The sequence below is a fragment of the Kitasatospora sp. NPDC057965 genome (genome assembly GCF_042887135.1).
Lineage (GTDB): Bacteria > Actinomycetota > Actinomycetes > Streptomycetales > Streptomycetaceae > Kitasatospora.
In genome coordinates this window covers 1-14,386 of record NZ_JBHVPZ010000043.1, presented here as the reverse complement: position 1 = coordinate 14,386, position 14,386 = coordinate 1, and the positions used below count along the sequence as shown (strand labels likewise).

The following is a 14,386-nucleotide window of genomic DNA, read 5'->3' as shown; positions in this document are numbered from 1 at the left end:
GGCGAGGAGACCGTCCGTCATGAACCCCCAGTACGACGTCGTGATCGTCGGCGGCGGAGTGGCCGGAGCCCTCGCCGCCTGCCGGATCAAGACCACCAAGCCGAACACCCGGATCCTGATCATCGATGCCGGGAAGAACGGCGTGGCCGGGCCCGACCGGGACGCCTTCGTCGACGCCTACCGGACCGCCGGGAACAAGAACGTCCCTTCCCCCTACGCCAAGCTCGACAACAACCGGCTCGCCTACGCCCCCTCCTCTGACGGCACCCCGGACCCGGTGGCGATGAACCGCTACTACGTCGAGACCGGCCCGGACCTGTACGAGAGCGGCTTCCAGCGGATGCTCGGCGGCAGCACCTGGGCCTGGCGCGGCAACACGCCCCGCTTCCTGCAGAACGACTTCAAACTCAATACCCTGTACAAGGTCGGCGTCGACTGGCCGATCACCTACGAGGACATCGAGCCGTACTACGTCCAGGCCGAGCGGGAGCTCGGGGTCTCCGGCAACGACGCCGAGTGGACGGACCTCACCCCGCGCAGCGCCCCCTACCCGATGCCCGGCATGGCGCCCAGCTACGGCGACGAGCTGGTCCGCGCCGCCCTGTCGACCATCAGGCCGATCGACGACGTCCCGGTCACCGTGCTCACCACCCCGCAGGCCCGGCTCTCCCAGGACTACGACGGCCGTCCGGCCTGCCAGGGCAACAGCAGCTGCCTGCCCATCTGCCCCTCCGGGGCCAAGTACGACGGCGGGGTCCACATCGCCAAGGCCCTCGGCCTCGGGGTCGAGATCCGCACCGCCTGCGTCGTCACCCGGCTCGCCAAGCGGCCCGGCGACCTCGCACCGACAGTGGTTTTCAAGGACTGGAGCACCGCCGACAAGGCCGAGCAGCAGGTCGACGGCCAGCACGTCGTGTTGGCCGTCAACGGCATCGAGACGCCGAAGCTGTGGCTGCTGTCCAACCTCGACAACACCAGCGACCAGGTCGGCCGCAATCTGATGGACCACCTGGCCAATGAAGTCGTCGGCCTGTTCGGCCAGCCCCTCTACCCCTTCCGCGGCCCGCAGTCCGCCCTCGGCATCGACACCTTCCGCGACGGCAAGTTCCGCGGCAACAACGGCGCCTTCCGGATGACCATCGGCAACGACGGCTGGGGCCGCAGCGAGCCGGTGGGCCTCGCCCTCGACCACGCGCTGTGGGACTCCGACAACAAGAAGATCAAGAAGATCGGCCAGCCCCTTCAGCAGGCCGTCCAGGACCGCATCACGCACCAGCTGCGGTTCAGCTACTCCACCGAGCAGCTGCCGGACCCGAACAACCGCGTCACCCTCTCCGACGAGCGCGACGCCCTGGACGTCCCCCGCCCCAGGATCACCTACCGGATCGACGAGTACTCCAAGCGGGCCCTCGCCTATGGCCACAGCGTCGCCCGCCGGATGTGGCAGCACCTGCAGGACACCGCCCGTGCCACCGCGGTCGAGCCCCTGCAGGCCGACCTGCGCTTCCTCGGCGCCGGCCACCTCATGGGCACCATGCGCATGGGCACCGACAAGAGCACCTCGGTGGTGGACGCCACCGGCCGGTCCCACGACCACCCGGGCGTCTGGGTCGTCGGCTCCTCCGTCTTCCCGACGGCCGGGACCGCCAACCCCACCCTCACCCTCGCCGCCCTGACCCTCCGCACCGCGGACGCCCTCGCCAACACCCTGTGACCGGGAGGTACACATGTCCATGCTGCTCATTACCGGCACCTACCGGATCACCGGTGATTCCCCCGACGGCGACACCGTCCGCTTCTACCCGGACGACGCGGCGTTCTGGTGCGACGTCCCCGGCATGCACAAGGTCAAGCGGAACGAGCACGGCGGGGTCTCGATCCGGCTGGACGGGATCGACGCCCTCGAAACCCACTACCCGGGCGTCGGCGACTTCGTGCACCAGCCGCTCGGGCTCGGTGCGCACGCCGCCCGGAACGAACTGCTGACGTGGCTGGGCTTCACCGAGGTCGTGCGCGACGACAAGAAGGAGGAGGAGCGAGTCGGCTCCTCGAAGCCCGGGGCCGTGCCGGGCTACATCCTCACCAGCGGCGCCGACGTCTACAACCGCTGCATCGCACTGGTCGGCCGGGGCGACGCGCCCAAGATCGGCACCGACCCGGATCCCGCGCGCAGCGGCACCCACCTCAACGTCACGGTCGACATGCTGCGCGCCACCGCCAACCACCACCTGCTCTCCCTCGGGCTGGTCTACCCGACCTTCTACAAGAACCTCCCCGCCGACCTGCGGATGGACATGACCGCCACCGCGCAGCAGGCCCGGAAGGACAAGGCCCCCGACAGCGTCTGGCTGAACGACAAGACCACCAGCGGCGAGAAGATCGAGAACCTCGAATCGCTCACCGACGACCTGGTCATGCTGCCCAAGCTCTTCCGCCACCTCGTCGACTACGTCCGCGTCTTCGGCCCGGACCTGGGCGGCGTACCCGCCTTCCTGGCGGGCAAAGCCGACGAGTACACCCTCCCCGAGGACCGCAATAAGAGGATCTTCGGCCTCCAGCACGTGGTCCAAGTGACCGACGGCACCCTCCGCATGACCCGCCCGATCGAGGACCTCATCTTCGCCGAGAAGTAGCACCAGCAAACACCCGCCGCCCGCGAGCCACCCCGGCCCGCGGACGCGCCGGCCGCCTCCGTGGCGGCGGTAGGGGGCACGGCGCGGGCTCGCGACTGCCGCCCCGCCGCCGCCCGCACGTCGGCCAGCGCGGCCCTGCTGCCGCGGCTGCTCCTGCCATCGGGGGAGCAGCGCGCTGACCACCGTGCGTCCGGTCACTTGATCCGCTGCCGGGTGTCCTCTCCGATGATCTTCCGGGCGATGCCCAGGAGCATCGCACGCACTCCGTTGACCAGGTTGCTCCCGAACCTCTTCAGCCCCGTGTACGACTGCTTCGGAAGGTGATGTGGGGCGGCAGCCTGATCGGCCATCTCCGGGACGACGTGTCGGACGCGTGGCAGCCTCGCATCCCACCCACTCGACGCCACAGCGGACCTGAGAACCTGAACACTGGCTAGCGGACTACTTCGACGGCGGCGCCGGCTACGGCGGGTTCACCGCCGGCGACTTCGACTTCGACCCCAACGACTTCGACCTGAACTGGTCACCACGGCAGCAGCGGACCTGAGGAGAGCTCGGGCAGGGGGCCTGCGAACAGGTTGCCGACCATCTGCCAGGTGAACTGGCGAAGGCCTCGCCGAGCCGGGACAAGGGCCCGCACGGCGCTTGCGCCTCCACTCCGTCACCCCGACCGCCTACAGAACTGATTCCGCAGGCCGGCGGTCAGACGGCCGTCGCGGAGGGCGCGGCGGGCTCCGTCTTCCACAAGTTGCGTGGTTGCGGCGCAGGGTCAGACGAGCTGGTGCTCGTATGCGTAGGCCGTTGCCGCGGCACGGGAGGTTACCGAGATCTTGAGGAAGATGTTGTTCAGGTGGCGGCCCACGGTTTTGTCACTCAGGAACAGGTCCGCCGCGATCTGCCGATTGCTCTTGCCCGCGGCCACCAGCCGCAGCACTTCGGCTTCCCGGCAGGTCAGCCCGCCGGGCAGCTCCGTGCGCTTGGCTCTGCCGAGCAGCCGCTCGGCGTGCCGGCGGTCGGGCGTGGCGCCGATCCGGGCGAAGGTGTAGCGCGCGGCGTCGATCTCCAGGCGCGCGGTGTCCTCGTCGCCGAGGGCACGGCACGCCAAACCGATCCGCAGGCGTGTGCGCGCCGCCTCGTACGGCACGTCCAGCTCCTGCCACAGCTGCCACGCCCGGCGCAGGGAGGCAAGCGCACCGTTCGCGTTCGTCTCGGCCAACTGCACCAGCCCCTGCGAGTACTCCGCTGCCGCCCGTAGGGCCGGGCCGTAGTCGGATGCGATGGTCTGAAGCTCGTCGACCGCGGCGCGTGCCTCCTCAATCCGGTCGGCCGCCACAGCGATCTCGACCTGGGCGGGAAGGAGCGCCGCCCGGGCCGCACGGTCGCGGTGGGGTTCGGCCAGGGCCCGGCGGATCGCCGCCCCGGCCTCGTCCACCCGGCCTTGGGCCATCCGCAGGAGCGCCATACCCGCTTGCGGTTCCCGCCCCAGCCGGCTGGCCTGGACGTAGGCCTCCTCGGCCGCGTGGAGATCTCCGACCAGTCGGCGGATCTCGCCGACGTCGTACAGTGCCTCAGCAGCATCGATGGCGTCCAGACCGTCCAGCTGTTCGGACGCCAGCCGCGCCTCGCGCTCCGCCTCCGTCCACGCTCCCCGGAGCCGCATGATCTCGGCCCGGTGCAGGCGGCACGTGCCGGAGAACATCAGGGCATCCTCGCGGGCGCCCACCCATTGCCCATAGGCCGCGGTCCACTCCGTAGCACGGCGGAACTCCGACACGAGCCGGCACAGGGAAATCGAGCTGCAGTAGACCCAGCACACGTAGTAGGCGTCGAGGTCCCCGGCGAGCACGGCGACCATGGCCTCGTCCAGCAGCCTCATCCCCTCGGCCACCCCGCCGAGCCGGCACCGCGCGCGGCCCACCTGGTGCAGGCCCAAGGTCGCCAAGTCGACATCCGAGAACCGGCTGCCGATCTCCGCCGCCCGGGACGCCCGAAGAAGCGACCCCTCCAGATCACCACCCCAGTAGAGCGCCTCCGCCTCTACCGCGAGGGCGTAGCCCTGCTCCGCGCACTCCGGCTCCTCCGCCAGCAACCGCTGCGCGCGGGCCAACCAACCGCCACCAAGTGCCACCTCGCCTCTGAGCATGAAAACGACGCTCAGTTGGCAAGCGCACATCGCCGCGCCGCGCGGAGCGCCGGCGCGCAGGCGCTCCGTGTAGGAACGGCGGCCGACCTCCACACACACCTCGCCCCGACCGGTGAAATACGCGCACTTTGCGAGCAGGTCCAAGTCCTCCGCGCCGAGTGGCGAGGCCGTGTCGACGCTGCTGAGCAGCGTGAACGCCTCCTCCCAGAAGTGCCGCTCATACGCGGTGCGCCCCTGTTCGAGATCTTGGGACACCACACTCATGGCCGCTCCCTGTGCGCGAGATACCGGCGCGAGTCCCCATGCAGAGCTCCTTGTCTCAATCTAGTGGAGAGCCCCGGAACCCGGCAGGTCCGGCGGTCGCCCGTGGGCCGTTCGGCCCATGCCACCGCGCCGGGCGTCTTGAGCCATTCACCCGACGCAGCGTGCACACCCGCCCGGATAGGTTCGACAGCGTGATCCGGCAGAGGCGTAGGGCGATCCGCAAAGGATCCCGCCGCGTAGGACGCCGGTACCGCTAACCGCCCACAGCGACATGGGAGTCAATCATGTCCAGATCAGTCCTTCGCCCGCGGAGGCACAAGGGATCCAGAACCGGCCAGGGCAGGCCCTGCGAGCGTAGGGGGCCGACATGCCTGGGGTGTGCTCGGACGGGATGGAGCGGGAAGTGGCGTGACGGGCTGGATCCTGAGGTGTGCACCCGATGTGCCCCAGGCCCCCACCGGCGCACGCTGAACGGGTCGAAGAGTTCCAGATGCGGAGCCTCGGAGTTCTTCACGAGGTTCACCGCACCAGAGAGCAGTTCGTGAAGCGCAACGCTTGTCGACTTCTTGCACCACCTGTACTGGCTACAGTTCAGTAGTCACCAGCCCGGTTCGGTTCATTTCCATCCCGGCCTGCTCCCCACGCGGGCGCGGCCTCGATGCGCCTACACGCCGACGGCCCCCTCTGCCCGGTCATTCTGATCTATAGCGAGGCAGATCATGAACATCACTATTGATGACTTCCTTCAGGGGCTCGCCAACGACGGCTACCCATTTACCAGGAACGCGAGCAATCCCGAGTTTTGCATTCAGCACGGCTGGCACCACAGAGAGCATCGCTGCCCTGCGTGTCGCCGACGATTTCTCGCCCGACTCCGCGACACGAACAAGGCTTTAGACCGGCGGTGATCGCCCCGCGCGGGCGCGCTCGGCCAGGTCAAGTCCACCTCCGCCCGAATGTCCAGAATTGGCTGTCTGGACCAACATCAGGAGTGCGCAATGGCTCATTCACTCCGCATCTTCTATAGCGGCGTTGAAGGTACTGTTAGGAGGAATCACAACTGGCCCTTCATCAGTCAAAAGTCCGCTGTGATCATCACTGCGGCAGAGTTCTTCTGGCCTGGCGGGTTCGGCGGCCTGGAGGATATTCGACCGAGCCTCGGGGCAGCGCCCATCTGGGTGTCGAACGTCGGCGCTCATGGCAACGGTTCCGAAGCCGGCGGCGTGGAGTTCCTGCTTCACGTCGACTGGGGAAGCCCGCTGAACGTCATGGTGACGATCACTGTCCTCGACGACATCCAGCAGTACGACAGGGTTGGTTAGATCTCGTTGCCATCTATCGCTATCGGCGTCGGCTGCCGGGCCGGCTCGGTGCTCGGCCTGGACCTGCCCGTCGTCTGGGCCGGCCGGGACGTCCTTGCAGCCCCGGCCGGCCCAGACGACGGCGAAACCCGGCCCGACACCCTGACCGTCACCAGCCCCTCGGGCGGAGCGCACCTGTACCTCCGCGTCCCGCCCGGCTGCGCCTTCGCGTCGGTCTCCGGCGGCCGGACCGGGCTCGGGCCGGGCACCGACGTCCGAGGCCCGGGCGGGGGCAACGGCGGCTAGCCCGCCGACCCGGGCTTCGGACGTCAGTGGCATTCGTACGTTGTCGAACGGGACCGCCCGGTGGCCCCGCTGCCGGGATGGATCGAGGAGCGCCCAGGCGGCAATAGCCAGTCTGAGCCGACGGAACGGAGCAGCCGTCTCAGATCGACATCTCCCGTCCGCCGCTGCCCGCCAGCGGCGACCCGGCGCGGGCCGCCGCCCCCTCCACCCGGTTGTGGGGCCGGGCAGGGGCCGGTGTCGTACCTCCGTGATACCCATTCCCTATGAACCAGTTCAGCGACTTCAACCTCAAGCTGCTCGTCATCGAGGAACTCATGTACGGCCCCGAGCCGCTCCTCCCGGTTTACGACGTGTCCGCGCGGCTGGCCGAGCGGGGGGTCGGCGACCCCGCGTCCTACGTCCTGGAAAACGGCCTGCACACGGAGGTGCTGGCGGAGTCCCGGGCCCATTTCGAGTCCCTGGAGATCCCGGCCGAACTGCTTGCCCGCGTTGAGGAGTTGTGCTTTGACGCGGGGGCGGATGTCCTTCGTCACTGTGCCCCTGCCTGGGACGGCGAGGACGACCTGTTCGATGTCCGCTCGCTCGACGATCTCGCCCTGCTGCCCAACCTGCGGGAGGTCACCTTTGTCGAGGACGGTGTCCTCGCAGTGCCGGACGCGGCGGAGATCTTTGCCGCGCGCGGCATCGAGACCGACTGAGCCTCGGCCGGGAACAGAGCCGGGGCCGTGGCAAGCGAGACACCAGCCAATCGATCGGATGATCCGAAGGAAACCCTCTAACCGTGTGCGGCGGTCGGTGGCTCTGACCGAGACAGCCACCAGGTCATGGCCCGGTTCCCCAGAGCGCCGGCCCGCATCCTCGACCCATGGCGCACCGGAGTCGACGGCGTTTCAGGAGCGTAGGACGACCGCGTCGGCGGACCGCCGCGCCGTTGGCCGCCGCGACCTACCGGCGGCGCTGAACGCTGGCCGCGTCGGATACCGCAGCGCCCGCGACGGGACGGGGCTTTCGCCGGAACCGCCTGCCGGTGACCGTGGAACCGGGATACTCGCCCCTGTGGCGGCGAAGAGCCCGGCGGGCCTGGAGCTGCCCCGGGTCCTGCCCGGCGACCCGGCCTGGATCCGGCACACGCCGCCTACCTCTCGGAAGTTCTCGGCCTGACCGCCGCGGCGGCCTACGTCCGCCCGCACGCGTACCCGCTCCCGGCCCTGACCCTGAAGACGGCGGGCGAGGCCATCGCCGAGATCGCCGCCGACCTCACCGCCGCCGTACAGGACACCGCGCCCCCCGTCGTCCTCTACGCCCTCCCCGCCTGGGTCCTGCGGGCCCTGCTGGACGTCCTCGAGGCGCTGCGCGCCGCGGCCGGGGACGGGACGGAGTCGTCCCGGCTGCGGTCGACGCTGATGCTCCTGGGGGAGAGCCTGGACCACCCGAGGGGCCTGACACCGGCCGAGATGGCGGCGGACCTGGAGCCGGTGGTGGCGGTCCTGGCCCGGCGGTACGGGCCGCGGCCACCGACCTGGCCCTGAACCGCCGGCAGGCCGGCACCGAGACGGCGCTCACCGAGGTCTTCGCACAGTGGGTCCACCTCGGCGTCCCGCTGTAGACGCAGCGGCACCCTGCGCCGCGCCGGACGATAGACCGCCCGACGGCTGAGCGGGCGGCAGGTGGCTCAGCCTCAGGTCGGCCACTCCTCGGCCACGAACCACAGGCCAGTCACCGCCGCCCGCACCGAGGCGGCTACGCGGCCGCGCCCGGCGCCGACGAGGGCTTGGCCGCGTTCATAGCCCCGTCCGTGCGCGCAGAGAATAATTCGAGTTCGCGGTCGGTAAATTAAAATTTCGGAGGACCTGTAACTTCTACCCGAAAGGTTCCGGTCTGCAACCGGCAGTACCGTGTGCTGTATTGAAGGAGTGGTTTGTGAGTTCTCAGGTGAAGGAATTCGGGTTCGGCATGCCGTGGGAATCGCTGTACGGTTACAGCCAGGCCGTTCAGGTGGGTGAAACCGTATACGTGTCAGGTCAGTTGTCCCATGACCGGCATGGAGACTTCGTGGGTGCCGGCGACTTTGAACTGCAGGTTCGCACCACGCTGGAGAACCTTGACCTGGTACTGAGGCAGTTCGGGGCTGAACGGAGCCAGATCGTGGAAACCACGGTACTAGTGAGGAATCTGCGGGAGAACTTCGAAGCGGCAGCACGCCTCCACGCCGACTACTTCGGGGAGCACCGGCCGACCAGCACGGTCATGGGCATATCGGACTTGGCGCTGCCGGACCAGCTCGTGGAAATCGGTGCCCTTGTGCGTCTTGATGTGAAGCCCTAGCCGGCTCGAGGCTCGGCCTGCGAGACGGAGGGGCTCCGGGAACCGGCCGCGCGCGGCCCATACCCGGCTCCTCTACCGGGACGGGCGCCGCAACACGCCCGGGAGCGGTCAGGCCACCGGATCCTGCGCGGCGCGGCGTCCAGGAGGGCGTCCCTCAACCGTCCGGCCGATGAATCCCACCCCCGGATCCCTGTGAGCTCGGGTGGCAGGTGAGAACGGGACCGTCCCCGTTCTCACCGGCCCGGGGCTGGACCGTCAGGTAGGACGGCCGGGCCGGGTGGGCAGAGCCTTCGGCATGGCGGGCACGGCGCGCGAGCTGTCGGTGCGGTACGCGCGCCGTTCCCGCACCGCACCGTGCGTACGCGCAGCTGCGCCGCCTCGGGGTGGTCGACGACTACACGGCCGGCCAGATCGACCGGGCCCGCGGCCGGGCGATCGGCATGCTGGACGACCAGGCCGGGCCGTTCGGTGCCGGCTGGCCCACTTGGGCACCGGACCCCGCCTGGCCGCTGCCGGTCCTGCCGCCCGGAGCCGACGAAGCCACCCCCTCGACGACGCCCTACCGGGCGTGACGGGCAGCGGCGCGGCTCCCGGAGCCGGACTGCGCGGCCGCGGGCTCGGCCGGTTCGCCGGTGTGCTTGAGCCGGCTGCGGGCGGCGACCCGGTCCTCGCCCGACAGACCGACCCAGTACTCGTCCGCCCACACCGTGGGTGGCCTGTTGTTCGGCCTCCGCCAGGCGTGCCGACTCCGCCAGCACCTCCTCGGCGAGCCCCTCCCGGGCCGTCTCCAGATCACCGCTGAAGCCCGGCAGCCCGGCCAGGTGCGCCCGGCGCTCGGCCTGCACGACCACCAGCGCACGCTACGCCGCGATCAGGCGGTCAGGATACTCGAAGGTCTTCTGCTTGCCCTGGGCAGGGAATCGTACGCGCGACCGGATCCGTGGTCCGGCTGCGCCCCGCGGGTACCTTGATGCCCGTTCCAGGGCGAGGCGGGATTCCTTGACGGCCGCCCCGCCGCCTCGGTGGTCACCTTGATGACCACCTTGGAAGGCGCCCCCGATACCTTGGCGGCCGTGCTGCCACCGGCTCCGGAAGCCTTGGTGGATAGGTAAAATTCGCAGGTCAAAGCATTGGTGGCGGCCGGTCCGGGTACCTTGATGCCCCGCCCGGGCAGGAAGCCCCGGGTGGGGCATCAAGGGTGCGGGCGGGTGGTCAGGGCTGCAGCTGGGTCCAGTCGCACGGGTGCCGGCCTTCGCCGCCGAGCGGGTGCCACACCGCGGCGGCGGGTCCGTGCTCGAGGAGGTCCTCGACGCGGGCGGCGCGGCTGGGACGGCGGCGAGCAGCTCGGCGGTGGCCGGCCTCGCCTCGGCGGCCAGGCGCAGCTCCTCCGATGCCGCGCCGACGCCTGCTTCACCGCCTGCCGGTACACGGCCCCACGAATCCCAGGCCCACGAAACGGGCCCGATGCGCCGACTGCTGAAGAACGGACGCTGCGGGTTGCGGTCGGCAGTTGCGCCCCGGCTATCCGGACGGCCTTGAAGAACTCGTCGAGTCGACTTGCGTCCCACCCTCCACTCGAAGCCCTGGTGGAGACCGATGACAGCTGCGCCGTCCGCACTGGCCTCCGGTGACAGGCGGGTTCAGGCCAAAAGATGCGTTGCTCGGAACCCGGCGGGGTGGATCCGTAACCTGGCGCGCGGTCTCATCGTGACCGTCTTCCGCTCATTGGTTTGACATCGATGCGGGACCATTTCGACGGCTTCATGCGTATCCATAGTGACTAACTGTAATGACTTGAAGGCGTCCTGTAGTTTCCTTTCGAGGTGCCTAGCGTGTGTACGCACCCATGAACCACATGGGCGACTCTCGGAGGGGTGTTCATGAAGGGCTCGAAGTAAACCGGCAGCTGGATACGGCGCGGCGCCGTCGGAGTGGCCGCATTGGCCCTGGGACTGGGGAGGATGCCCGGTCAGGCACTCGCCGCCGACAGCGGCGTCATCAAACGCCTCCAACGGCCAGTGCCAGGCTCAGTGGCTCGATGCCAACAACTGGTTCGGCATCCGAGACGCGGACAACAACGACAGCGACTACTGCTACGTCGACTACGCGTTCAACGCGAACCACTCGGCCAGCAGCCGGATCTCCCGCCAGCAGGACATCAACACCAACTGGGGCTATTACGGTGTCACCGTAACCAGCCCGTACATCTACTTCCACGTCTGCAAGGAGCGCCAGAACGACCCGGACATCTGCTCCGGGTGGGTCACCGCCACCAACACCTGACCAACCAACCACCAAGTCCTCGTAAGGAGTGAACGCGTGCCACCAGTGCTGCAAGCCCGGGCCCTGCACCTGAGTTACGGCCCGGCGGCCGCGGTGGCCGGCGTTGACCTGAGCGTCGACCCCGGAGAGGTGGTGGGTGTGGTGGGGTCCTCCGGATCGGGGAAGACCACCCTGCTGCACTGTCTCTCCGGGCTCCTGCTCGCCGACACCGGCAGCGTCCTGTTCCGCGATCGGCCAGTCGAGGCCATGACGGTCCGACAGCGCGACGAGCTGCGTCGCTCGCACTTCGGCTTCGTCTTCCAGTTCGGCGACCTCGTACCGGAGTTGACTCTGCTGGAGAACGTCTCCCTGCCGCTGCGCCTGCAAGGGATGAGGGCCAAGGAGGCCCGGCGACGGGCCGCCGGGCAGTTGGAGGCGCTGGGGATCGGAGGGCTGGGGCGCCGGACGGTCGGCGAGGTATCGGGGGGAGAGCTGCAACGGGCGGCGATCGCGCGGGCGCTGGTGCACCGCCCGGACGTGGTGTTCGCGGACGAGCCGACGGGAGCCCTGGACGACCGCAACTCCGAGGTGGTGTTCAGCCTGCTGCTGGAACAGGCCCGGGAGCACGGAGCGGCGGTGGTGCTGGTTACCCACGACCGGCACCTGGCGGCGCGCACCGACCGCACCGTGGTGCTGGCCGCAGGACGGATGGTGGAGCCGGCATGAGGCCGACAGCCACAGTACCGGCGGCGGTGGCGGTCGCTTGGCGGGCGGTGCTGTCGCGCCAGGCGCGACGCAGGATCGTCCTGCTCGCCCTGGTCGGAGCGGTCGCCGCGCTGGGGGTGCTGGCCGCGGCTGGTGCGGCGTCGTTGAAGGGCCGCGAGAGCGCCCGCACCGCTGCGGCGGTGCCGGTCTTCGGTCCGCAGACCGGCTACGGCGGGGTACCGGTACTCAGCCGCCCGGGCGTGGCCGAGACCGGCTGGAGCGAGGTGGAACACGACTACCGCGGCCACCGGATAAAGATCGTGCGGGTCGCCGACCCGTACGCCCGCGGCCCTCTCCCCCCGGCGTCACCGCCTGGCCGAGCCCCGGGCGGGCCCTGGTCTCGCCCGCGCTCGACCGGCTGATCCGCCAGGCCCCCACCTCCCTCGGACAGTGGTTTGTCGGCACCGACACCGAGGTCCTCCCGCCCCGTGCCGTCGGCAGCGCGGGCCAACTCATCGCCTACATCGGCGTCACTCCCGGGGAACTGGGAACCCTGCAGGGCCCGCTGACGGGCTTCGGCGGCGAGAGTGGCGGCGGACTCGGCTGGTACCCGGCGCTCGGCTGCATGCTCTTCCTGGTCATGCCCACCGTCGCGCTCGTTCTGACCGCCAGCCGATTCGGCCGCCATGTCCGCACCACCCGTTACCAGGCACTGCGCCTGCTCGGCCTGCCCGCAGCGCAGGCCCGGCTGGCCGGGGCGCTGGAGACGGCCGCGCCGGTCGCGGCCGGCGCGTTCGCCGCCGCGCTCGCCTGGCCGTTCCTGCTGCCGGACATGTTCGCCCTTCCCGTGACCGGCCGCTGGCTGTTCGGCACTGATCTGCGCGTCCCCGCATGGCAGTCGGTTCTCACCGTCCTGGGTGTGGCCGCGCTCGCCGGATCGCTCGGCGCGGCCACCGCCTCAGGCTCCGACCGCGCCTCGCGCGAGGTCCGGTTCCTGCGGCCGGTGCGGCTCACCAGCCCGTGGGTGGCGCTGCTGTTCGGCGCCGGACTGCTCCTTCTGGCAGTCGCCTACTCCCGCCACAAGCCGCGCGACCCGCTCCTGTGGGCGGCAATCGTGCTGCTCGGCGCCGGCCTTCCCAGCGCCGCCGCCTGGGCGGGCCAGCGGCTGGCCCGGCTCCTCGGACGGGTCGAGGCCGGCGTGGTGTGGCTGCTGGCGATGCGGCGGATGGCAGCGGACCCGCAGTCCCGCTTCCGCGTCGCCGGAATGGTCGGGATCGCCGTCTTCGCGGTCGGCGCAGCCCAACCTGTCTCCCAGGTCATGGCCCAGCCCAACCTGCCCTGGGTCGAACAGGCGCTCGCCGCCGGCCACACCGACCTGCTGGCCAGAGCCGAGACCCTGGAAGTTGTTCCCCTGCGTACACCCGATCCTCCGGCGGCCGTGCACGGCCTGGTGCCCGCCGTCGCCCTGTGGTCTCCCGCTCAGGACCAGGCCATCCGTCCCGCGCACACCGCGCTCGTCGCCGGCTGCCGTCAGCTGGAGGAACTCTTCGCCCGGGCGCTTCCCGACTGCGTCGGCGGCCGGATGATGCTGCGGGCCGGCGGCCCGCTCGCAGTGGACGGGGAACCCGTGGCGCCAAGCCCGCCGGACCTCAATGGGAACCTGCTCCTACGATCCACCGACCGGACCCGGCAGGCGAGTGTTCCGCCCGCCGCGACAACGCTCGATCTCCCCGCCGACCTGGACACGCCGGTCGTGGCCGTCATGGTGCTGCCGCCCGACGACCCCGCCCTGGCTGAACTCGGCGACCCGTTCCAGATTGCCGCCTACCTGCGGGTCGCCGTGGACGTGCGGGCCTGGGAGGAGGCCAGGACCTGGGTGGTGTCCTCCTCACCCGCCTTCCGGCTCGAGAACGCCTACCAGTGGTCGGAAGTCACCGACAGCACCGGCAACTGGGTCCTGCTCGGACTGACCGTCGCCGCCGCGATCACCGCCATCGGCGCCCTGCTGGCCGTCACCGAGGACGGCGGACGCCGCCGCGAGTGGTTCGCCCTACGGGCCCTCGGTATGGCGCGCGGCCGGCTGACAGCCGTCCAATACACCGAAGCCCTCCTTGCTGCGGCCATCTCCGCAGCACTGGCCACCCTCGCCTCCACGATGGTCGGCATCACCTACCTGCGGATCAACGAGGACCACCTCGACAGCCGTCTTCCCTACCTTCTCGCGGCCGGAGCCGGCATCGCCGTCGTCGTCCTCGCCGCCACTGCGAGCAGTTGGGTCACCCTGCGCACACCTCGCCGTTAGGTCTCGGCCCCGCGGCGATGATGTCCTCGCAGGTGACCTCGCGCAGTTGGTCCTAAGGCCTGTCTGATAATTGATCTTGTGGCAGGTCGAGGTGAGTTGACGGACGCGGCGTGGGAGCGGATAGAGCCCCTGTTGCCGCAGGTGG

General features: G+C 70.0%; 13 protein-coding genes. 11 read left to right on the top strand and 2 right to left on the bottom strand.

All coding sequences use genetic code 11. The annotated features are described in order from the left end of the window. Positions 1–19: 19 nt before the first annotated feature. Positions 20–1,714, top strand: coding sequence for a GMC family oxidoreductase (locus ACFVVU_RS35765; RefSeq protein ID WP_387794026.1), 1,695 nt, complete (start codon positions 20–22; stop codon positions 1,712–1,714). A gap of 19 nt (positions 1,715–1,733) precedes the next feature. Then, positions 1,734–2,633 carry a nuclease gene (locus ACFVVU_RS35760; RefSeq protein ID WP_387794025.1) on the top strand — a complete coding sequence of 300 codons (900 nt, stop codon included), beginning with the start codon at positions 1,734–1,736 and terminating at the stop codon, positions 2,631–2,633. Positions 2,634–2,827: 194 nt separating this feature from the next. Here ACFVVU_RS35760 and ACFVVU_RS35755 read toward each other — a convergent pair whose 3' ends face one another. Both ACFVVU_RS35755 and ACFVVU_RS35750 read right to left on the bottom strand, forming a co-directional pair. Then, positions 2,828–2,983 carry a hypothetical protein gene (locus ACFVVU_RS35755; protein WP_387794024.1) on the bottom strand — a complete coding sequence of 52 codons (156 nt, stop codon included), beginning with the start codon at positions 2,981–2,983 and terminating at the stop codon, positions 2,828–2,830. A 419-nt stretch (positions 2,984–3,402) separates the two neighbouring features. Beyond that, a complete protein-coding gene (locus ACFVVU_RS35750) occupies positions 3,403–5,040 on the bottom strand; it encodes a LuxR C-terminal-related transcriptional regulator (protein ID WP_387794023.1) in 1,638 nt (545 codons plus the stop codon). A 998-nt stretch (positions 5,041–6,038) separates the two neighbouring features. On the opposite strand from ACFVVU_RS35750, the gene ACFVVU_RS35745 reads away from it, so the two are divergent. The 9 genes from ACFVVU_RS35745 to ACFVVU_RS35705 all read left to right on the top strand — a co-directional run bounded on the left by ACFVVU_RS35745 (position 6,039) and on the right by ACFVVU_RS35705 (position 14,241). After that, the gene (locus ACFVVU_RS35745; RefSeq protein ID WP_380688244.1) at positions 6,039–6,362 is read left to right on the top strand and encodes a hypothetical protein; all 324 of its coding nucleotides are present in this window, start codon (positions 6,039–6,041) and stop codon (positions 6,360–6,362) included. Positions 6,363–6,368: 6 nt separating this feature from the next. Beyond that, positions 6,369–6,647: a bifunctional DNA primase/polymerase gene (locus ACFVVU_RS35740; RefSeq protein ID WP_387794022.1), complete on the top strand. Its 279-nt coding sequence runs from the start codon at positions 6,369–6,371 to the stop codon at positions 6,645–6,647. Positions 6,648–6,910: 263 nt separating this feature from the next. Next, entirely contained in the window at positions 6,911–7,345 is a 435-nt protein-coding gene (locus tag ACFVVU_RS35735) for a DUF6892 domain-containing protein (RefSeq protein WP_387794021.1), read from the top strand. 705 nt (positions 7,346–8,050) lie between these two features. After that, positions 8,051–8,176, top strand: coding sequence for a hypothetical protein (locus tag ACFVVU_RS35730; protein ID WP_387794020.1), 126 nt, complete (start codon positions 8,051–8,053; stop codon positions 8,174–8,176). 391 nt (positions 8,177–8,567) lie between these two features. Further along, positions 8,568–8,972, top strand: coding sequence for a RidA family protein (locus tag ACFVVU_RS35725; protein WP_380689666.1), 405 nt, complete (start codon positions 8,568–8,570; stop codon positions 8,970–8,972). A gap of 383 nt (positions 8,973–9,355) precedes the next feature. Further along, entirely contained in the window at positions 9,356–9,544 is a 189-nt protein-coding gene (locus tag ACFVVU_RS35720) for a hypothetical protein (RefSeq protein ID WP_387794019.1), read from the top strand. 1,747 nt (positions 9,545–11,291) lie between these two features. Then, a complete protein-coding gene (locus ACFVVU_RS35715; protein WP_387794018.1) occupies positions 11,292–11,960 on the top strand; it encodes an ABC transporter ATP-binding protein in 669 nt (222 codons plus the stop codon). Beyond that, on the top strand, positions 11,957–12,361 hold the full coding sequence (locus ACFVVU_RS35710; protein WP_387794017.1) for a hypothetical protein: 405 nt from the start codon (positions 11,957–11,959) through the stop codon (positions 12,359–12,361). The genes ACFVVU_RS35715 and ACFVVU_RS35710 overlap by 4 nt, the downstream gene beginning before the upstream one ends. Before the next feature lie 203 nt (positions 12,362–12,564). Further along, positions 12,565–14,241 carry a hypothetical protein gene (locus ACFVVU_RS35705; RefSeq protein WP_387794016.1) on the top strand — a complete coding sequence of 559 codons (1,677 nt, stop codon included), beginning with the start codon at positions 12,565–12,567 and terminating at the stop codon, positions 14,239–14,241. Positions 14,242–14,386 lie beyond the last annotated feature (145 nt).